The organism is Ectobacillus panaciterrae DSM 19096, assembly GCF_000430785.1.
Taxonomy (GTDB): domain Bacteria; phylum Bacillota; class Bacilli; order Bacillales; family Bacillaceae_G; genus Ectobacillus; species Ectobacillus panaciterrae.
In genome coordinates this window covers 1-19,367 of sequence record NZ_AUMR01000038.1, presented here as the reverse complement: position 1 = coordinate 19,367, position 19,367 = coordinate 1, and the positions used below count along the sequence as shown (strand labels likewise).

General features: G+C 45.1%; 16 protein-coding genes and 2 pseudogenes. 5 read left to right on the top strand and 13 right to left on the bottom strand.

Annotation, left to right across the window (positions count from 1 at the left end):
• Positions 1–59: 59 nt before the first annotated feature.
• The 4 genes from H540_RS0110625 to H540_RS0110610 form a co-directional block, all read right to left on the bottom strand.
• Positions 60–1,190 carry an acyl-CoA dehydrogenase gene (locus tag H540_RS0110625; protein WP_028400627.1) on the bottom strand — a complete coding sequence of 377 codons (1,131 nt, stop codon included), beginning with the start codon at positions 1,188–1,190 and terminating at the stop codon, positions 60–62.
• A gap of 80 nt (positions 1,191–1,270) precedes the next feature.
• A complete protein-coding gene (locus H540_RS0110620; RefSeq protein ID WP_028400626.1) occupies positions 1,271–2,122 on the bottom strand; it encodes a 3-hydroxybutyryl-CoA dehydrogenase in 852 nt (283 codons plus the stop codon).
• Positions 2,123–2,366: 244 nt separating this feature from the next.
• Complete coding sequence (locus tag H540_RS0110615) at positions 2,367–3,590, bottom strand: acetyl-CoA C-acetyltransferase (protein ID WP_425388103.1); 1,224 nt, start codon at positions 3,588–3,590, stop codon at positions 2,367–2,369.
• A 218-nt stretch (positions 3,591–3,808) separates the two neighbouring features.
• Positions 3,809–5,914, bottom strand: a complete 2,106-nt coding sequence (locus H540_RS0110610) for a (Fe-S)-binding protein (RefSeq protein ID WP_028400624.1) — start codon at positions 5,912–5,914, stop codon at positions 3,809–3,811.
• 227 nt (positions 5,915–6,141) lie between these two features.
• Between H540_RS0110610 and cls the strand changes: the two genes are divergently transcribed.
• The 3 genes and pseudogenes from cls (at position 6,142) to H540_RS29500 (ending at position 9,649) form a co-directional block, all read left to right on the top strand.
• Positions 6,142–7,335, top strand: coding sequence for a cardiolipin synthase (cls, locus tag H540_RS0110605; protein WP_028400623.1), 1,194 nt, complete (start codon positions 6,142–6,144; stop codon positions 7,333–7,335).
• Between the two features lie 89 nt (positions 7,336–7,424).
• Positions 7,425–7,544 (top strand): annotated as a pseudogene (uvsE, locus tag H540_RS34545) (UV DNA damage repair endonuclease UvsE); the annotation flags it as partial.
• A 116-nt stretch (positions 7,545–7,660) separates the two neighbouring features.
• Complete coding sequence (locus tag H540_RS29500) at positions 7,661–9,649, top strand: putative bifunctional diguanylate cyclase/phosphodiesterase (protein WP_051317064.1); 1,989 nt, start codon at positions 7,661–7,663, stop codon at positions 9,647–9,649.
• 137 nt (positions 9,650–9,786) lie between these two features.
• Here H540_RS29500 and H540_RS0110595 read toward each other — a convergent pair whose 3' ends face one another.
• The 4 genes from H540_RS0110595 to H540_RS0110580 are packed head-to-tail and all read right to left on the bottom strand — an operon-like array spanning position 9,787 to position 13,138.
• Complete coding sequence (locus tag H540_RS0110595; RefSeq protein WP_028400622.1) at positions 9,787–10,389, bottom strand: response regulator transcription factor; 603 nt, start codon at positions 10,387–10,389, stop codon at positions 9,787–9,789.
• Positions 10,386–11,507: a sensor histidine kinase gene (locus tag H540_RS0110590; RefSeq protein ID WP_028400621.1), complete on the bottom strand. Its 1,122-nt coding sequence runs from the start codon at positions 11,505–11,507 to the stop codon at positions 10,386–10,388. Before H540_RS0110590 ends, H540_RS0110595 begins: the two co-directional genes overlap by 4 nt.
• On the bottom strand, positions 11,508–12,242 hold the full coding sequence (locus H540_RS0110585) for an ABC transporter permease (RefSeq protein ID WP_028400620.1): 735 nt from the start codon (positions 12,240–12,242) through the stop codon (positions 11,508–11,510). It lies immediately after the preceding gene.
• Positions 12,239–13,138 (bottom strand): ABC transporter ATP-binding protein, encoded by a 900-nt coding sequence (locus tag H540_RS0110580; RefSeq protein WP_028400619.1) that lies wholly within the window; start codon positions 13,136–13,138, stop codon positions 12,239–12,241. Before H540_RS0110580 ends, H540_RS0110585 begins: the two co-directional genes overlap by 4 nt.
• Positions 13,139–13,297: 159 nt before the next feature.
• Here H540_RS0110580 and map point away from each other — a divergent pair, with 159 nt between their 5' ends.
• On the top strand, positions 13,298–14,041 hold the full coding sequence (gene map / locus H540_RS0110575; RefSeq protein WP_028400618.1) for a type I methionyl aminopeptidase: 744 nt from the start codon (positions 13,298–13,300) through the stop codon (positions 14,039–14,041).
• A gap of 202 nt (positions 14,042–14,243) precedes the next feature.
• On the opposite strand, the gene H540_RS0110570 is transcribed toward map, so the two are convergent.
• The 5 genes from H540_RS0110570 to speE form a co-directional block, all read right to left on the bottom strand.
• On the bottom strand, positions 14,244–14,558 hold the full coding sequence (locus H540_RS0110570; protein ID WP_028400617.1) for a hypothetical protein: 315 nt from the start codon (positions 14,556–14,558) through the stop codon (positions 14,244–14,246).
• An 83-nt stretch (positions 14,559–14,641) separates the two neighbouring features.
• Positions 14,642–16,312, bottom strand: a complete 1,671-nt coding sequence (gene argS / locus H540_RS0110565) for an arginine--tRNA ligase (protein WP_028400616.1) — start codon at positions 16,310–16,312, stop codon at positions 14,642–14,644.
• A complete protein-coding gene (locus H540_RS0110560; protein WP_028400615.1) occupies positions 16,309–16,749 on the bottom strand; it encodes a YwiB family protein in 441 nt (146 codons plus the stop codon). The genes argS and H540_RS0110560 overlap by 4 nt, the downstream gene beginning before the upstream one ends.
• A gap of 161 nt (positions 16,750–16,910) precedes the next feature.
• Complete coding sequence (gene speB / locus H540_RS0110555; protein ID WP_028400614.1) at positions 16,911–17,792, bottom strand: agmatinase; 882 nt, start codon at positions 17,790–17,792, stop codon at positions 16,911–16,913.
• 60 nt (positions 17,793–17,852) lie between these two features.
• The gene (gene speE, locus H540_RS0110550; protein WP_028400613.1) at positions 17,853–18,680 is read right to left on the bottom strand and encodes a spermidine synthase; all 828 of its coding nucleotides are present in this window, start codon (positions 18,678–18,680) and stop codon (positions 17,853–17,855) included.
• A 595-nt stretch (positions 18,681–19,275) separates the two neighbouring features.
• Between speE and H540_RS32050 the strand changes: the two are divergent.
• Positions 19,276–19,367: pseudogene (locus H540_RS32050) on the top strand (glycerophosphodiester phosphodiesterase); the annotation flags it as partial.

The window sequence follows — 19,367 nt, the reverse complement described above, 5'->3', positions numbered from 1 at the left end:
GTCTTTTAATCTCTCCCCACTATAAATAGACGGTTTTTTATTCACTTGTATATATGTTTTTAAAGCTGTTTGCTGATTACAAGTCTTTGAATTTCGCTCGTTCCTTCGTAAATCTCGCATACCTTCGCGTCGCGGAAGTAGCGCTCAACCGGATAATCTTTTGTATAGCCATACCCGCCATACACTTGAATTGCTTCGATGGATACGTCCACTGCCGTTTTGGAAGCAAACAGCTTCGCCATGGATGCTTCCTTGCTGCAGGAAATACCTTGTGCGCGAAGAGATGCCGCACGATATACGAGAAGACGCGCTGCTTCCACGCTCGTTGCCATGTCCGCCAGCTTAAAACCGATTCCCTGCTGCGTGGAGATTGGCTTGCCGAATTGCTGACGCTCTCTTGCATATTCGTTCGCGCACTTCAGCGCCGCCTCAGCGATACCCAATGCCTGCGCCCCGATTCCGATGCGGCCGGCATCCAAGTTCGCCATTGCGACCTTAAAGCCTTGCCCTTCACCGCCAAGCAAATTTTCTGCCGGCACCTTCATATCTTCAAAAATCAGCTGCACAGTGCGTGAGCCGTAAAGACCCATCTTGTGCTCATCCTTGCCGACAATGAGACCTGGCGTATCCTTTTCCACGATAAAAGCAGAGATGCCGCGCGTGCCTGCTGTCGGATCCATGGTAGCAAACACGATATACGTGTCCGCTTCGCCGCCGTTTGTGATGAATACCTTAGAACCGTTCACTCTATAGAAATCTCCGTCCTTTACGGCACGCGTTTTCAAGCTGCCGGCATCAGAACCCGCGCTCGGTTCTGTCAGAGCGAATGCGCCGAGATATTCCCCGCCCGCAAGCTTAGGGATATACTTGCGCTTCTGCTCTTCCGTGCCGAAGTAAAGAATCGGATTTGTGCAAACAGACGTATGAACTGCAAGAATAACGCCAATCGTTGCACTCACACGGGATAGCTCATTGATTGCAAGAATATAAGAAATGAAATCCATGCCGGCCCCGCCATACTCTTCCGGAATCGGAATGCCCATCAAGCCGAGCTCACCCATTTTCTTCAATACCTCTCTAGGAAACTCACCTTTCTCCATGCGCGGCACAAATGGCGCAATTTCGTTTTCCGCAAAGTCACGAACCATTTTTCTCATCATGTTTTGTTCTTCTGTGAATAAAAGATGCATGCCCCTCACCTCGGTGTAGAAATTATGACTTGCTTCCTCTTTAACATCATTGGGGAAATCTCCGCTTGTGAAGTATTGCCTTACTCGTATACGTAGAAGCCGCGGCCTGTTTTCTTGCCTAACCAGCCTGCGCTTACATATTTGCGAAGAAGCGGGCACGGACGGTATTTGCTGTCGCCCAAGCCTTCATGCAACACTTCCATAATGTATAAACATGTATCTAAGCCGATAAAGTCAGCCAGTGTAAGAGGTCCCATCGGATGGTTCATGCCAAGCTTCATCACATCGTCGATTGCTTCTTTCGTTGCGACACCTTCATATAATGCATAAATGGCTTCATTGATCATTGGAAGCAAAATTCTGTTGGAGATAAAGCCAGGAAAATCATTTACTTCTACCGGCACTTTGCCGATTTTCTTCGTGATGTCTTCAATCGTTTGATATACTTCGTCTGTTGTGGCGAGTCCGCGGATAATTTCTACAAGCTTCATGACCGGTACCGGGTTCATGAAGTGCATGCCGATTACTTGCTCCGGACGCTTCGTAGCTGCTGCGATTTCTGTGATAGGGAGCGATGAAGTATTTGTAGCCAAAATGGTATGTGAAGGTGTAATTTCATCCAACTGCGCAAAAATTTGTTTTTTAATATCCATGCGTTCTACTGCCGCTTCAATGACAAGATCCGCTTCCCTTGCGCACGCAAGGTCCAATGCCGGAGAAATTCTATCTAATACAGCTTGCTTTTCCTCTTCTGTCATGCGGCCTTTTTCCACTTGACGGGAAAGGTTTTTCGTAATAATGCCAATTCCTTTGTCGATTTGCTCTTGCTTCAAATCCTGCAAGCTTACGGAATACCCTGCCATCGCACATACTTGCGCAATCCCAGACCCCATTTGTCCTGCGCCGATTACCACTATGTTTTGAACGTTCATATTTCATCCTCCTTGTTTTAAGAGGGAGAGGGTTTGCCTCCACCTTTTTAATAAAGCCATTTCGCCAGTCCCGCGGGCATCCCCATATCATCGAAAGCTGAACGAGCCGATTCCGCTTTTCTTTATGTCCAGCTCCACCGGCTAGGCGCTGCCACCAGAGAACCTCACCCACATAAAGGCAAAAAGCGCCTTTATGGGGTGAGAACCTCTGGTTCTGCGCCTGAACGAGCCGGCTCCGCTTTTCTTATTTCACTTCGATCATGATCGCATCGCCTTGGCCGCCGCCGCTGCAGATTGCTGCGATGCCGATGCCGCCGCCGCGTTGCTTTAATGCATGAATCAAGGATACGATGATGCGGGCGCCGCTTGCGCCGATTGGGTGACCCATCGCTACAGCACCGCCGTTTACGTTCACTTTTTCCAAGTCCAAGCCTGCAATTCGGCTGCTTGCAATCGCAACTGCTGCGAATGCTTCGTTGATTTCAAACAAGTCGATTTCTTCTACTGTTTTTCCTGTTTTCTTTAACAGCTCGTTAATGACATAACCCGGTGTTCTAGGGAAATCCTTCGCTTCTACCGCAATTGCCGCTTGGCCGAGGATTGTCGCAATCGGCGTTTTGCCTTCTGCTTGCGCGCGTTCTTCGCTCATTAAAACAAGTGCTGCCGCTCCGTCGTTCAAGCCGGGCGCATTTCCTGCCGTAATTGTTCCGTTTGCGCCAAATACCGGCTTCAGCTTCGCGAGCTTCTCAACAGTCGTATCTTCACGAGGCGCTTCATCGTGAGCCACGACAATCGGGTCTCCCTTGCGCTGCGGAATAGTTACAGGCACGATTTCCTCTTCAAAACGGCCTTCTTTACGAGCTGTTACTGCTTTCATATGGCTGTGGTATGCCCACTCATCCTGCTCTTCGCGAGAAATATTGTCTTCGCTTGCCACTTCGTTTCCGTATGTGCCCATATGAACACCGGAGAAGGAGCACGTTAATCCATCTGCGATGTTAAGGTCCACTACCTCGCTATGCCCCATGCGATATCCCCAGCGCGCTCCCTTCAGAATATAAGGAGCGTTGCTCATGGATTCCATGCCTCCTGCCACGATTAGCGATTGGTCGCCAGCGCGGATGATTTGATCCGCTAACGTTACCGCCCTTAACCCGGAAGCACACACTTTGTTGATTGTTTCCGTGTGCGTTTCCCAGGAAATTTCTGCATTGCGTGCTGCCTGACGAGATGGGATTTGCCCTTGGCCCCCCTGCACAACTGTACCGAAAATAACTTCCTCTACATCAGTCGGTATAACATTTGCTCGTTCTAAAGCCGCTTTGATGGCAGTTCCCCCAAGCTCTGCCGCCTTCACGTCTTTTAAAGCACCGCCGAATTTACCGATAGGCGTTCTTGCCGCCCCAATAATTACTGTTTTCCCCATGTAAAGTCCCCCTTTGTTACTTTTGAAATTGAAAGAATTCATTTTTGGAGCTGAACGAGCCGATTCCGCTTTTCTTGATGTCCAGCTCTGCCGGCTAGGCGCTGCCACCTAAGAACCTCCGCCTCAAAAAAGCAAAAAGCGCTTTTTAGGGCGGAGAACCTTAGGTTCTGCGCCTGAACGAGCCGGTTCCGCTTTTCTTGATTGAACGCTCGCTCGATGTTGCTGCTGTGAAAAGAGGTGCAGGCGCACCTCTTTTCTTCTCAAATTGCGGGTGTTCTTTCATTCATGCCTATAACAGATTTCTCTAGGATTTCTGTTACGTCGAGCGTTTGTACTTGCTCTTCTGCTTCCTTCGCCTTCGTTCCGTCGCTGATCATCGTCAAGCAATACGGACATCCTGTACTGATAACGGTTGGCTTGACCGCAAGAGCTTGCTCGGTTCTCGCTACGTTGATGCGAGTGCCTGCGTGCTCTTCCATCCACATGAGACCGCCGCCGGCGCCGCAGCACATTCCTGTTTCGCGGTTGCGTTCCATTTCCACAACCTTTACGCCCGGAACCGCTTTCAAAATGGAACGAGGCGCTTCATATACTTCGTTGTAGCGTCCCAAGTAGCAGGAATCATGGTACGTAATCGTTTCATTTACTTCGTGATTCGGCTTCAGTTTTCCTTCTTGTACCCATTGTGCCAATAGTTCTGTATGATGGTAGACTTCCGCTTCTAAACCGAAGTCTGGATACTCGTTTTTAAAGATGTTGTATGCATGCGGGTCGATTGTTACAATTTTCTTCACGCCTGCTTTTTCAAACTCTTCGATGTTTTTCGCTGCCATGTCTTGGAACAAGAATTCATTTCCGAGACGGCGCGGCGTATCGCCGGAGTTCTTTTCTTTGTTTCCAAGAATCGCAAACTTAATGCCAGCTTCGTTCATAAGCTTCGCGAAGGATAGCGCGATTTTTTGGCTGCGATTATCGTAAGAACCCATAGATCCGACCCAGAAGAGATATTCAAATTCTTCTCCCGCTTTGGACATTTCTTTTACAGTCGGGATATGAACATCTTCTCTTGCTTCACGCCAAGTTTCGCGTTCTTTGCGGCTTAAGCCCCAAGGGTTGCCTTGACGTTCGATATTTGTCATCGCTCGCTGCGCATCTGCGTCCATCTTTCCTTCTGTTAATACGAGGTAGCGGCGCAGGTCGATAATTTTATCCACGTGCTCGTTCATAACCGGACACTGGTCTTCACAGTTACGGCACGTTGTACATGCCCAAATCTCCTCTTCTGTGATAACCTCGCCGATTAAGCTCGGGCTGTATGCAAGCGCCGCAGCGGATTCCTGCTGTCCTGCAGCCATTGCCAACTGATTTCCTTGTGTATTGGCAAATGCAAATGCCGGAACCCAAGGCGTGCGGGACGTAACAGCCGCACCTGTATCTGTTAAGTGGTCACGCAGTTTTACAATCAAGTCCATCGGAGACAGCATTTTGCCTGTTCCCGTTGCTGGACACATATTCGTACATCTGCCGCACTCTACGCAAGCGTACAAGTCGATAAGCTGTGTTTGCTTAAAGTCTTGAATTTTTCCGACCCCGAAGGATTCCTGTGATTCATCTTCAAAATCGATTTTTTCAAGCTTGCCCGGATTCGTCAAACGCCCGAAGTAAACGTTTGCAGGACCGGCAATTAAATGGGCGTGCTTCGATTGAGGCACGTATACTAAGAATGTTAATAGAATTGTTAAGTGAATCCACCAAGCGATATAGAAAATGACGATCGCGCCTGTTGTGCCGATGCCGGATAATAAATAAGCGATGCCGGAAGCGATTGGCTCGCTCCATGACAGCTCTTCACCGTGCCAAATGATGCCTGCACCGTTTCCTAACAATACAGAAAGCATTAAGCCGCCGATAAAGATTAAAACAAGTCCCGCTTTAAAGTTTCGTTTTAAGCGAACAAGCTTTTCAATATAACGTCTATAAAAAGCCCAATACACAGCGATTAAAATAACGAATGTAACAATTTCCTGGAAGAATGTGAATGCAGGGTAGAGTGGTCCAAGCGGAAGATGTGATCCTGGTGCTAAGCCTTTCCAAATGAAGTCTAATGCTCCGAACTGGACGAGAATGAATCCATAGAAGAACATAACGTGCATAATGCCGCTTTTCTTATCTTTGAGCAGCTTTTTTTGTCCGAACACGTTCACTTTTACGCGTTCCCATCTCTCTTTTACTTTGTTATCGAATTCAACCTTTTTCCCCAATTTGATGTAAGCAAGTCTCGTTTGAATGAGGTATACAAACAGATACACGCCATAACTCGTTATGCCGAGAAATGCTAACCAGTTTACAAGAAGCCAGCCGTTCATGCTTCATCCCCTCTCTTTATATGTATACGATTTGCGTGAGGAACTAGTAAAAATTTTTACCCCCCTTTTTTAAACATTTAGAACCAAAAAAATCTTCTGAATTTTTTATCTACTTTTATTATAGTATGAGTGAGCATTCAGTCAACAGTTTTTGTTATACAACAAAAGAATTTTTTTTCCTCTTCAGGCGAAACTATAAGAACCAGTGTATCAGGAGGGGGGTTTTTATGTCTTTTTTCTTTCGCTTCCTCGTCTTGCTTGTCGTATGGGCCGGCGTGGATTTTTGTCTCGGAAGACGAAATCAGCTAAAGCGGGCGGAGGTTCGCAAATTCCCGATGCGCCATAGCGATTTTCGTTTATATACATGCGGCCAGACGCTTTATGATGATTTATTCGCTGATATACAACACGCGCGCCATCATATTCATATTTTATTCTTTATTGTGAACAATGACCGCGTTAGTCATAAATTTTTGGAGCTTTTAATGGAAAAAGCAAGGCAAGGAATTGAAGTGCGTCTGCTGTTAGATCGCATCGGCAGCCACCATCTATCAAAAGATTCCATTCGGCAGCTGCGCGAAAACGGTGTTCATTTCTCATTTTGCCACACGATTCGGCTGCCATTTCTATTTTATTCAGCCAATCAGCGCAATCACCGGAAAATTACTATTATTGACGGTAAAATCGGTTATATCGGCGGCTTTAACATCGGTGAAGAATATTTGGGGCACGATCCGCAGCTCGGCAATTGGCGCGATTATCATCTTCGCCTTACAGGTGAAGGCGTACAGGATTTACAGGTGCAGTTTCTTCACGATTGGCGCGATGAAACAAAAGAAGATTTGATCAAAGAATCGAAATATTACCCCGCCCTTGCGAAAGGCTCCGCTCTGCATCGCTTCGTTCCGACAGACGGCGCTTACCTGCAGCAAGCCTTTCTGGATTTGATTGAGGAAGCCGAGCATGATTTATATATCGGCACGCCGTATTTCATTCCGGGACGCAAGCTGCAGCGCGCTTTGCTTCGCGCAGCCGAGCGCGGTATCCGCATTACAATTCTAGTGCCAAAAAAAGCAGATCATCCGCTCGTCCGGGAAGCAAAGCTTCCATACTGCCGGCCTTTGCTTCGTGCAGGCTGCTCTATTTATCAATTTGAAGACGGTTTTTTTCATGCAAAAATCATAATGGTTGATGGACGTATTTGCGACATCGGCACAGCGAATTTCGATTTACGCAGCTTATATATTAACCACGAAATAAATTGTTTTATTTATGATAAGTCTTTCATTGAAGTTGTGAAAAAGGAGGTTGATCAAGATTTGGAGAATTCCCAGCTTCTCACCTTGGAAGAAATATCAAATCTTCCGTTTTCGAAACGATGCAAGGAGTGGCTGGCTACAGCAGTTGCATTTTTCCTCTAAGAACAAGAAGGAGAAGAATCTATGAGAATTCAATTTGAGTATATATCTCACGCCCTGGCGCTTTGGGACTGCTCTCCCGTAAAACAATGATGCTTCCGGTGGTGTTTGCTACATAGACGCATACAAATATCATTCCGAAGGTGCATCTCTCTTCTCCCAAATCTGAAAAGGAATTTCGCTCGTATGCTGATTTTGTAGATGGCGCATTTGAAATGTAATCCTCCATATTCATTCAACAAAACGTAATATTAATTTAACGTTATATTTACATTTTGTAATATCATTTGAATGTAATAGCCTTATGCCAGAAATGGAGTATATAGAAATGGATAGATTTCATAAGGAAACCTTAAAGGAAGTACATTCCGCAAAGTATCTTACAAGTTGGCATTACATCCGCTTTTTTTCCCTTTATATTTACATTCTCATTATTTTCAAGTTCACTGTGCTGGACATAGCGCAAGATCGTTTTATGAGGATAGGACTTTGCACGGCCTTCGCATTATTGTTTTTCCGGCAAATCTTCATGTGGCGTGATAACCGGCAGCTTCTTCGCACGTATCATAGCTTGAACGAACAGCTCGAAGATAAAGTCAATGAAGGCATTCAAGCTCTTTCTAAAAGCGAGCAACAATATAAAACATTGTTTGAAAATCATCCGGATGCCGTATTTTCCTTAGATATGAGTGGAAATTTCCAAAGTGCCAATACATCCTGCATGGAAATCCTAGGCTACACATTCGAGGAGCTAAATGGACAATCCTTCTTGAATTATGTGGTAGAAGACGATCAGTATATGGCACGTGACGCTATACGCCAGGCGAAAACTGGTTTATCGCAAACTTTTGAAGTACGCGCCTGCGACAAAGAGAAGGAGTTCTCTTATTTGCAAGTTACCTTAATCCCCACCTTGGTAGGCAATAAAACTATCGGCATGTATGGCATTGCAAGGGATACGACAGAATTGAAGCAAAAACAGCGGCAAGTAGAGCATATGGCATTCCACGATGCTCTCACAAGCTTGCCGAATCGAAGAAAGTTTGAGAATTGCTTGGCAGAAGCTCTGAAAACAGCAACGAAGCGTGAAACGATGACAGCTGTTCTGTTCATTGATTTAGACCGATTCAAAAAGGTTAATGATCGTCTCGGACATGATATCGGCGACCTCCTGCTTATTGAGGTCAGCAAACGGCTTCAGCAATCTCTGCGCTCTAAAGATATTGTAGCACGCCAAGGTGGAGATGAATTTACGGTTCTTCTCACCGATGTCTTCTCGCAACAAGGAGCTGCGCTTACTGCGGAGCGCTTGCTGGAGCTATTAAATGAACCTATATATGTCAGCGGAAATGAATTAAAAATTACGCCAAGCATCGGAATTGCTCTTCATCCTTCTCACGGCACAAATGTAACAAAACTTATGAAAAACGCGGATATCGCTATGTATCGAGCCAAGGCAAGCGGAAAAAACAAATACATATTTTATTCCCAAGAAATGAGTGATGTAGAGGATGAGAAGCATTTCTTAGAAGGAGAACTGAATCAGGCTCTGCAAAACAATGAGCTTGTTCTTCATTATCAGCCGCAGGTGAATATGGAAACGCATGAAATCATAGGCTTTGAAGCATTGCTGCGCTGGAAGCATCCGAAATTTGGGATGGTATCTCCTGCTGAATTTATCCCGATCGCTGAAGAAACCGGGCTTATCATTCCTATCGGAGAATGGATTCTCCGAACGGCTTGTCAGCAAGCTATCGAGTGGCACGATAGGGGCTATGCACATTTAAAGGTGGGCGTGAATTTATCTCCTCTGCAGTTCAACCAGTCCAACCTTGTAGAGCTCGTTTCAAGTATACTGGAAGAAACAAAGCTGCCGGCGCATTTGCTGGATTTAGAAATTACAGAAGGCGTCGCGATGAAAAAAGAGGAGCAAGTCATTAAAAAATTGAATCAGTTAAAGCGGTTGAACGTCCAAATCTCCATTGATGATTTCGGCACGGGCTATTCTTCTTTATCTTACTTAACGAAGTATCCGATTCATACATTGAAGATTGCCCGGGAATTTATTAAGGAAATTCAAAACAACCCGCAGGAAGAAGCGATTATTTCATCCATTATTATGATGGCCAAAAACCTGCAGCTGACGGTCATCGCAGAAGGTGTGGAAACGAACGAACAGTGGTCTTTTTTAAGCAGACAGCAATGCGATCAAATCCAAGGATTTTATATAAGCAAGCCGGTTGACGCAGACAAAGTATGGGATGTCCTGCTGTCCAACCGCATTAAGCTGGCATCAAAAAACATGCTTTCTTTATAGGAATCCTGCTTTTCTTCATGTCCAGCTCCACCGGCTAGGCACTGCCGCCTAAGAACCTCCGCCACAAAAAGGCAAAAAGCGCCTTTTAGGGCGGAGAACCTTAGGCTCTGTGCCTGAGCGAGCCGGTTCCGCTTTTCTTATATCCAGCCTTTTTCCTCTGCAGCTGCAATCGCTTCGATGCGGTTGCGCGCCCCGAGCTTATTTAGAATCTCTGACATGTAGTTGCGCACAGTGCCTGAAGATAAGTACAGCATGTTTGCGATTTCATTTGTCGTTTTTCCTTCCCGTGCAAGCACGAGCAGCTCCTTCTCGCGATCTGTCAGCGGATTTTCCTCTTGCCACATGCCGAACATTAAATCCGGCGAGATCTCGCGCTTGCCTTTCATAACATTGCGGATGGATGCCGCCAAATCCTCGCTCGGTCCATCCTTAAGCAAATACCCGTGAATGCCTGCCTTCATCGCTCTCTCAAAATAACCGGGACGAGCGAATGTCGTCAAAATCATAACGCGGCAAGGCGATTGTTGCTTCCTTAGCTCCTCTGCAACGTCCAAGCCGCTCTTGAGCGGCATCTCAATATCCATTAAGCATATGTCCGGCTGCATGGATTGTATAAGCTTCAGGGCTTCCTCCCCGTTCGCCGCTTGCCCGACGACTTCAATATCATCTTCCAAATCAAGCAATGCCCCGAGGGCTCCCCGAAGCATCCGCTGGTCTTCTGCAATTACAATACGTATCATCCTGTCATCCCGTCCTTTTCCTTTCGAACGAGCGGGATTGAAATCGCAACCTCTGTCCCGCCATTCCCCGATGCAAGCTTAAGCACGCCCTCAAGCAAGGCAAGCCGTTCCTGAATGCCATTTAATCCGTTTCCCTCCGCACTCTGAATGCCGACGCCATTATCCTTTACCTCAAGTACAGTTTCCCCCTTCGTAATATAAACTCTCACAGTACAAACAGTGGCCTGACTATGCTTCACAACGTTCGTTACCGCTTCACGAAGGCACATCCCCATTATATTTTGCGTAAGAGGGGCGATATTAGCAGTGTCCGCTTCTTCTTCATACTGAAAAGCAATACCTGCAGCTTGCAGAATCGCTTGCACCTGTACTATCTCTTCCGCGATCGTGATAGAGCGCATTTCCGTAACAAGCTCCCTCACTTGCTTTAAAGCAGCGCGGGATGTTTGTTCAATTTCCTTCGCTTCAAGCTTCGCCCGCTCTGGATCTTTCGTGACGAGCTTCTCCACAAGCTGGCTTTTCAATGTAATAAGCGATAACGTATGACCAAGCGTATCATGTAGATCACGGGCAATGCGCTGGCGTTCCTCGCGTTTGACTAGTTCTTGTATTTGTTCATTTGCTTTGTTCAACTTTCCCTCAAGCTCCTTGCGCTTTCTGCCCGCCTGAAGGCCAAATGGAAACAGCAGCATTAAAATAAGCATTGGCAGCATATTCAAAATATCATCTAAACTCCATGTACCGCGCTGCAAAATCAAGGAAAATGCAATGGAACTGACAAACATACTAAAAAGCTGTATAAATTGTTTTCTTGTAAATGCCATTCCCACAAAAGTTGCTACGAAAAAGTGCATATATACGTAATTGATATGATAAAAAGCAGAGTACGTAAAGATAATACCAATTTGTATCATGACCCAAAGAGAAAACATGCGTTTTTTCGCAAAATACACTTGCCGGTAAGCTACAATAAAAATCGCCAGCAGTAAGTAGCCGACGATCATTTTCAGGCGAGGCTCTTCCATAAGATAGTGAAGGGGGAAGAAGAGATACACAAGCCAAATAAGAGGAAAGTAGCCGTGTTTATCCGGGAACAATTGAAATTTTTTAATTTGCATTTACACCGCTTCCTGACGTTTTCTTGTATATACAGATAATACTACAAAGAAAACGAGATATCCTCCTAAGAGCGCTATACTTGTTACATCAGGTGCCTTGCCGGCAACGATATTCCATGCGCCATGGCCAAAACGGTATGTCGGCAGCCATTCCCCGATTGTACGCAGCGTTTTTGGCAAAACTTCAAGCGGCATCCAAAGACCGCCAAGAATCGAGAGTGTCATATACAGAATATTACCTACCGCCGCAGCCGTATCAATGCTTTTGAAGGAACCGATAAATGTTCCAAGAGCCAAAAATGGAAATGCTCCTATTAAAATCCACAATCCGCTTTCAATCCACTGCAGCGCAGTCAGTTCAACGTTATTAATTAAAGCACCCGTCAAGAAAATAACAATGATAGAAAATAGATTAATGAGCGTTTGCGCTGCCATTTTTGCAGTTAGATAGGCACCCGCCGGCAGAGGAGTAATTTGGATGAGTCGAGACCAGCCTTGCGTTCTTTCCTGAACGAGACGAAGACCGAGCGTGTTGATGGCAGAGCCGATAATACTGAAAGTCGTCATAGAAATTAAATACTGCGCCTGCCATTCCTTACTGTTCGACGCCCCGCCTGCGATATTTGTGAAAATATAATAAAACATAAGCGGCATAATAAGCGATGCAATAATAAAACGACGATTTCGCAGCACCCGCAATATTTCCATCCTGCACTGTGATATAAACATATTCATACAGCTTCCCCTTTCCTTTGTACAAGCTTCTCAAATGCCTCTTCCAACCCTCCGCGTTCTACAAACACATCGTAAACAGGAAGCTTCTTATCGAAAATATAATGGAGTACCGCATCAGAGTCCGTTGTGGAAATTGAAATCACATCTCCCTCTGCCGCAACCTCTGTTACATAAGGAAGTGCCGAAAACTCTCCAAGCGCAAGCATTCCATGCGTTCGGAACGAAACGGCTTTTTTCGTAAACGACGATTTCATGTCAGAAGGTGCGCCATCGGCAATAATTTTTCCGTCTGCGACAAGAATGATACGGTCTGCGAGCTGATCTGCTTCTTCCAAGTAATGCGTTGTCAAAATAATCGTTTTGCCGGTGCCCGCAAGCTCGCGAATACTTTCCCAAAACCGCTTTCGCGAAGAAATGTCCATCCCAACTGTCGGTTCATCTAAAAACAGCAAATCAGGATTCCCTGCCAGTGCCAGCGCAAATCCAAGGCGCCGCTTTTGTCCGCCCGACAGCTTTTCTGCCATTACTTTTTCTTCCGATGCCAAATTCGCCATTTCCAGCAGCTTTTTCTTTGAGAACGGATGAGAATAGTAGCTTCTGAACAAATCAATCGTTTCCCCGACAGTCACGCGGTCGATGACGCTGACCTCCTGCAGTATCGCTCCCATACGATTGCGCACATAGCTATCCTTCGGTTTTTTTCCAAATATCTTCATTTCTCCTTCAGACGGGTCCAGCAGTCCTAAAAGCATAGAAATAGTCGTAGTCTTCCCTGCCCCGTTCGGACCGAGAATAGCCGTCACCGTGCCCTTTTCTATGGAAAACGAAACATCATCTACAGCCTTTTTATTTTTAAAAACCTTGGAAACTCCCTTTACATCAATTACTTTTTCCATCGTTCCACCTCCATGTTCTACTCTCATTGTATGAATTTCCCATCGCTTCAAACAGTAAGAGATGTCATAAGATGAAGATGACAAATGTCATGAAAGCTTTGAACGATTGCAGGAAAAATGATACTATCATTTAAGTACTTACAAGAAGGAAGTGTAGGAATGATTATTCGAAATGAACAGGATTTAGAGGGATTGCGAAAAATCGGCCGCATTGTGGCATTGGCGCGCGAGGAAATGAAAAGCCTTGCGAAGCCCGGGATGACAACGAAAGAGCTCGATTTAATCGGAAAGCGCGTACTGGATGAGCACGGTGCGATGTCCGCGCCACAAAAGGAATATGATTTCCCTGGCGTAACGTGCATCAGCGTAAACGAAGAGGTTGCGCACGGCATCCCTGGTGACCGCGTTTTACAAGAAGGCGATTTAATAAATGTTGATATCTCCGCTGCATTAGACGGCTATTATGGGGATACAGGCATTTCATTCGTGCTTGGGCAGGATGAAGCAAAAGAACGTCTCTGCAAAACTGCAGAAGACGCATTCTGGGCGGCGATGAAGAAAACAAAAGCCGGCGCGAGAAAGAATCAAATCGGCCGCGCGGTGATGAACGAAGCGAGAAAAAATAAATTCAATGTCATTGAAAACCTGACAGGCCACGGCATCGGGTTAAGCCTGCATGAAGAGCCGGAGCACATCTTAAACTATTTTGATCCGATGGACAGCATGCTTCTTAAAGAAGGCATGGTACTTGCGGTGGAGCCGTTTATCTCTGCAGGAGCCAACCATATCGTTGAATCAGGAGACGGCTGGACGTTTGTAACACCTGATAAAAGCCTGGTAGCGCAGTGCGAACACACGATTGTCGTGACAAAAGGCGAACCTATTATTTTAACACAACTATAAAATCCTTGGCTTTCCAAGGATTTTATAGTTGCCTGAGTATAGTAACGGTCAGGGCTTTTAAGACACCCTGCCCTGTGTTTCTAAACATGTATCTTTGGTGTAGCGTATACCCTGGGTTTCAACAGAAGGACAGGACTTGGAAGCATTAACGGAAATTTTTATCTTTTTTAAAAAAGCTCATGCACCCGCATGAGCCTCCTTTTCATATTTCCTCCCTCTGCCCAAGCGCCTCCTCCACCCCTTCCACGTACTGAAGAAAATAATGATGCAAATAAGAAGAATCCGTTTCCAGCAAAAATAAAGGCGGCGGACACTTTCTGCGATAGCACATGCGCAATATATCCGTGTACAAGTCATCCTTCACTTCAGGCGACCAGCCCTCTTCGAACGATTTCCGGCGCAAATAGCGCAGCTTCAATACATAATTCTGTAATGCGGTGTACGATGGGATGGAAGCACCAATTGTATATCCATCCTCATAGGACTGCTTATGAACTCTGTTCACATCCAGAAACATGCACAGCTCCCCTGTCCTCAATCGTATTTAAAATTAAAAAGCTTCGTTTATCCAGATAAACGAAGCTTTTTCTAACATTATATTTACATTTTCTCCGGCGCAGAAACACCAATTAACGCTAAAGCATTTTGAAGCGTAATTTGTACAGCCTTCATTAAGTCGTAACGGGCTTGACTCTTCTCCATATTGTCGCGGTCAAGCACCTTTTCAGCGTTGTAGAAGCTGTGAAGGGCAGAAGCAAGATCAAACACATAGTTTGTCATGCGATGCGGCAGACGTTTTTGCGCCGCTTCTGCTACTGCTGCAGGGAAATCTCCAAGCTTTTTCAGCAGTTCGAATTCTTTTTCGGAGTCGATCAGCTTGTAATTCACGGAACCTTCTGCCGGTAAGCCAAGCTCTTCGCCTTGACGAAGGATGCTGCATACGCGTGCGTGTGCATATTGCGCGTAGTATACAGGGTTCTCGTTAGATTTGGATACAGCTAAGTCCATATCGAAATCAAGATGAGAGTCTGCACTGCGCATTGCGAAGAAGTAACGCATTGCATCTACGCCTACTTCCTCCATTAATTCGCGAAGCGTAACCGCTTTGCCCGTACGTTTACTCATTTTTACTTTTTCGCCGTTTTGGTACAATTGCACCATTTGGATGATTTCTACTTCCAGCGTATCTTTGTCATGACCAAGCGCCTGAATCGCCGCTTTCATGCGAGGAATGTAACCGTGATGGTCCGCACCCCAAATGTTGATCAGTTTTTCAAAGCCGCGCTCAATTTTATCACGGTGGTACGCAATATCAGGTGTTAAGTATGTGTAAGAACCGTCTTGTTTAATTAATACACGGTCTTTATCATCGCCGTATGTTGTAGAACGGAACCAAGTTGCGCCGTCCAGTTCATATATTTCGCCGCTCTTCTTCAGATCTGCCAAAGCTTCGTCGATTTTGCCGTTTTGGTATAGAGATGTCTCAGAATACCATACGTCAAAGCCGACACGGAAGCTCTCCAAGTCCTTCTTCAGCTTTTCTAATTCGTACTTCAAGCCGTATTCACGGAAGAAATCATAGCGTTCCTTTTCATCAACGTTCACGTAACGGTCGCTGAACTCTTCTGCCAAGCTCTTTCCGATATTGATTACATCTTCACCGTAGTAGCCGTCTGCCGGCATTTCTTTTTCCAAGCCAAGCGCCTGCATGTAACGCGCTTCTACAGACAATGCAAGATTATGAATTTGGTTACCTGCATCGTTGATATAGTATTCACGGGATACATCATAGCCTGCTTTTGCAAGCACGTTGCATAATGTATCGCCGACAGCCGCGCCGCGGGCATGCCCTAAATGAAGATCGCCTGTAGGGTTAGCGGATACGAACTCCACTTGTACCTTTTGCCCGTTTCCTGTACCTGTTTCTCCATATTTTTCTCCCGCTTCTAAAATGGCAGGAATCAAATCTGTCAGGTAGCTATTATCCATATAAAAGTTGATGAAGCCAGGACCGGCAATCTCAATCTTCTCAATAGATGCTTTTTCTTTATCAAAGCTGTTCACAAGCTCTTCTGCAATCATGCGGGGCGCTTTTTTCGCAACGCGCGCTAACTGCATCGCCATGTTCGTAGAATAATCACCGTGTGATTTATCTTTCGGCACTTCAAGCACAACATTTGGAATTTGTTCTTCAGTTGCTAAACCAGCCTTTTGTACAGCGGCTTTAATCTCTTCTTTTACTAGATCTTTTACTTGCTCCAGAGAGTTCATTTCTTCTCCTCCTTAAAGGTAATGGTAATTGCATATCGTCCTGCGTCGCTTCCGTTAAGAAGCAGCGCATACGTTAAAAACAACCGTCCTTTTTTCGTTTTCTCCGACCATTCAAAAAGAACGTTGTCCGTTTTTGTTTGTAACGCAAAGGCGCCGAGTTCACTTGTGTACATTCCGTTCGTCTGCTGCCCTTTTTTGTGCGTTTGCCGCATGGACACCGCTCCAGAACGCATAATCAGCACATCAGTGCCCTGAATTTTAACAACCGTATTCACTTCGCCCTGCTCATTCGGCTCTTGAAACGTTAAATATGTACTTTGACCCTTTTCATAGTATAGACCATTTGTATCAAAAGCAATAGTTTCCTTCCGTGCGCCGTCACGAATCTGTGTTACAAATTTTAATTGAATGGGTACACCCGCAGGCTGCTTGTCCATGTTCCGCACACCTTTCCAACCTGTATAGATATAATAAATCTAGCATAAGCATGAATTATTCATTTTTAAACACACTTCTCTCATCATACCAAAAAAAAACACGTCCGTCTTGTGAAAAAATAGGAAAAGCTAACTCCTGCATCAAGAGTTAGCTTTTAAGATTATTTATTTTTTTGCGCTAAACCAAGAATGATTTCACGGATGATTTTACTTGCGACAATCGGTGTTTGCTCGCTGTGGTCATACACAGGTGCTACTTCCACTACATCTGCACCCACTACTTTAATATCAGAGTTTGCGATTTCAACAAGAGATGCTAATAGCTCTTTGGATGAAATGCCGCCAGCTTCTAATGTACCTGTTCCTGGAGCGTGTGCCGGATCTAATACATCAATATCGATCGTTACGTATACAGGACGGCCTGCAAGCTCAGGCAATACTTTTTTCAACGGCTCTAGCACATCGAATTTGAATAACGGCATGCCCACTTCCTTCGCCCATTGGAACTCTTCTTTCATACCGGAGCGGATTCCGAAAGAGTACACGTTTTTCGGACCAATCAAGTCACACGCTTTTTTAATTGGCGTGGAGTGAGATAACGGCTCGCCTTCGTAAGATTCGCGAAGGTCTGTGTGCGCATCCATATGGATGATTGCAAGATTCGGATATTTTTTGTGCATTGCTTTAATAACCGGCCAAGATACTAAGTGCTCACCGCCAAGACCGATTGGAAACTTGCCGTCAGCCAATAGTCCGTCGATATACTCCTCGATCATATCGATGCTGCGCTGCGGGTTGCCGAACGGAAGCGGAATATCGCCAGCGTCAAAGTATTTTACTTCTTCCAATTCGCGATCCATGTACGGGCTGTACTCTTCAAGACCGATAGACACTTCGCGGATACGAGCCGGGCCGAAACGGGAGCCGGGACGGAAGCTTACTGTCCAATCCATCGGCATGCCGTAGATAACCGCTTCTGCTTCTTCATAGTTTGGGTGACTTTTAATAAAGACATTGCCAGAGTATGCTTCATCAAAACGCATAATGTTTTCCTCCTTTATGTATGAAGAACGCCTCGGACAAGGCGTTCTTTTCGTCTTCTATTATTTAAGTAAATCGCCGACAAATTTAGGTAACACGAAAGCTGCTTTGTGAAGCTCTTTTGTGTAGTACTTTGTCTCGATTTCATGGAAACGCTCTTCGCTCACTGCAAGCGGATCATGCTTTTTGGATCCAATTGTGAATGTCCAAAGACCGCTTGGGTAAGTCGGGATGTTCGCTGTGTAAAGACGTGTAATTGGGAAGATTTCGCTCACGTCTCTGAATACTTTAGAGATTAAGTCCGGTGTGAACCAAGGGTTGTCCGTTTGCGCTACGAAGATACCATCTTCTTTTAACGCTTTTGAAATTCCTGCGTAGAAGCCTTTTGTAAATAAGTTTACAGCTGGTCCTACCGGCTCTGTGGAATCAACCATGATTACATCGTATACGTTTTCGCTTTGTGCGATGTGCATGAAGCCGTCATCGATTTTTACGTCTACGCGAGGGTTTTCTAATTCACCCGCGATTTCAGGCAAGTACTTTTTAGAGTACTCGATTACTTTGCCGTCAATTTCTACAAGCGTTGCTTTTTTCACGCTTGGGTGCTTTAATACTTCACGGATTACGCCGCCGTCTCCGCCGCCTACTACAAGAACGTTCTCAGGGTTTGGATGCGTGAATAAAGGCACATGCGCTACCATTTCATGGTATACGAACTCATCTTTTGTTGACGTCATAACCATGCCGTCAAGAAGAAGCATGTTGCCGAACTCTTCCGTTTCTACCATATCAAGCTTTTGAAATTCTGTTTGCTCTGTATGTAAAGTACGATTAATTTTTAACGTAATACCGAAGTTTTCTGTTTGTTTTTCTGTAAACCACAATCCCATTGTGTTTATCACGCCTTCCGTTGCATATTTTAGGACAAACTTAATCTTCCCTATACAAAATAAAACAAAACGTCTCAAATGTATAGTTAAAATACAAAAAAAAGATGAAGTTTTTACAACTTACTGTTTTATCGTTTCCGATTGGAGGCAGAATTATAATCGGAAAAAGCCAGCTTCTTTGAATGCTGTTTTGTTGTAATACACTAACGGTGTAGAAGCGTTGAACGGCATTGAGTATAGCTTTCGCCGTATAGTACGCAAGCAAGTGTTAACGCCCTGTGTGATTCACCTTAAGTTTTATGAATGTTCTTAACTATATGTAAATGATTTATAATTTCGACGTTTTATTTGCTATTTCGAACAAAACAGCATTGGCACTTACTTCCTCTCTCTGGTTTACCCTTGCATGGGCCACTACAAGGGTTTGACCGCTTCTGCACGTCGCCGGATGCTCTCGCCCCACTATAAAAAGACGATTTTTTTATTCAGTTTTATATATATGTAAAATTATGTTATTTTTTTGTAAAACGACTTGTTTCGTTCCCTAAGCCTCTTCATAATTTGTATTACATATCAATAGATAAGGAGCGATTCTATGAAGCAACCCCTCATTTTTGCGCACCGCGGCGTAAAAGGCACACATCCGGAAAATACAATGATTGCTTTTCGTGAAGCAGAACGGGTGGG

Coding starts and splice junctions, on each gene's coding strand:
- H540_RS0110625 (WP_028400627.1), bottom strand. CDS start 1,190: ATGCATCTTTTATTCACAGAAGAACAAAACATGATGAGAAAAATGGTT.
- H540_RS0110620 (WP_028400626.1), bottom strand. CDS start 2,122: ATGAACGTTCAAAACATAGTGGTAATCGGCGCAGGACAAATGGGGTCT.
- H540_RS0110615 (WP_425388103.1), bottom strand. CDS start 3,590: ATGAATTCTTTCAATTTCAAAAGTAACAAAGGGGGACTTTACATGGGG.
- H540_RS0110610 (WP_028400624.1), bottom strand. CDS start 5,914: ATGAACGGCTGGCTTCTTGTAAACTGGTTAGCATTTCTCGGCATAACG.
- cls (WP_028400623.1), top strand. CDS start 6,142: ATGTCTTTTTTCTTTCGCTTCCTCGTCTTGCTTGTCGTATGGGCCGGC.
- H540_RS29500 (WP_051317064.1), top strand. CDS start 7,661: ATGGATAGATTTCATAAGGAAACCTTAAAGGAAGTACATTCCGCAAAG.
- H540_RS0110595 (WP_028400622.1), bottom strand. CDS start 10,389: ATGATACGTATTGTAATTGCAGAAGACCAGCGGATGCTTCGGGGAGCC.
- H540_RS0110590 (WP_028400621.1), bottom strand. CDS start 11,507: ATGCAAATTAAAAAATTTCAATTGTTCCCGGATAAACACGGCTACTTT.
- H540_RS0110585 (WP_028400620.1), bottom strand. CDS start 12,242: ATGAATATGTTTATATCACAGTGCAGGATGGAAATATTGCGGGTGCTG.
- H540_RS0110580 (WP_028400619.1), bottom strand. CDS start 13,138: ATGGAAAAAGTAATTGATGTAAAGGGAGTTTCCAAGGTTTTTAAAAAT.
- map (WP_028400618.1), top strand. CDS start 13,298: ATGATTATTCGAAATGAACAGGATTTAGAGGGATTGCGAAAAATCGGC.
- H540_RS0110570 (WP_028400617.1), bottom strand. CDS start 14,558: ATGTTTCTGGATGTGAACAGAGTTCATAAGCAGTCCTATGAGGATGGA.
- argS (WP_028400616.1), bottom strand. CDS start 16,312: ATGAACTCTCTGGAGCAAGTAAAAGATCTAGTAAAAGAAGAGATTAAA.
- H540_RS0110560 (WP_028400615.1), bottom strand. CDS start 16,749: ATGGACAAGCAGCCTGCGGGTGTACCCATTCAATTAAAATTTGTAACA.
- speB (WP_028400614.1), bottom strand. CDS start 17,792: ATGCGTTTTGATGAAGCATACTCTGGCAATGTCTTTATTAAAAGTCAC.
- speE (WP_028400613.1), bottom strand. CDS start 18,680: ATGGGATTGTGGTTTACAGAAAAACAAACAGAAAACTTCGGTATTACG.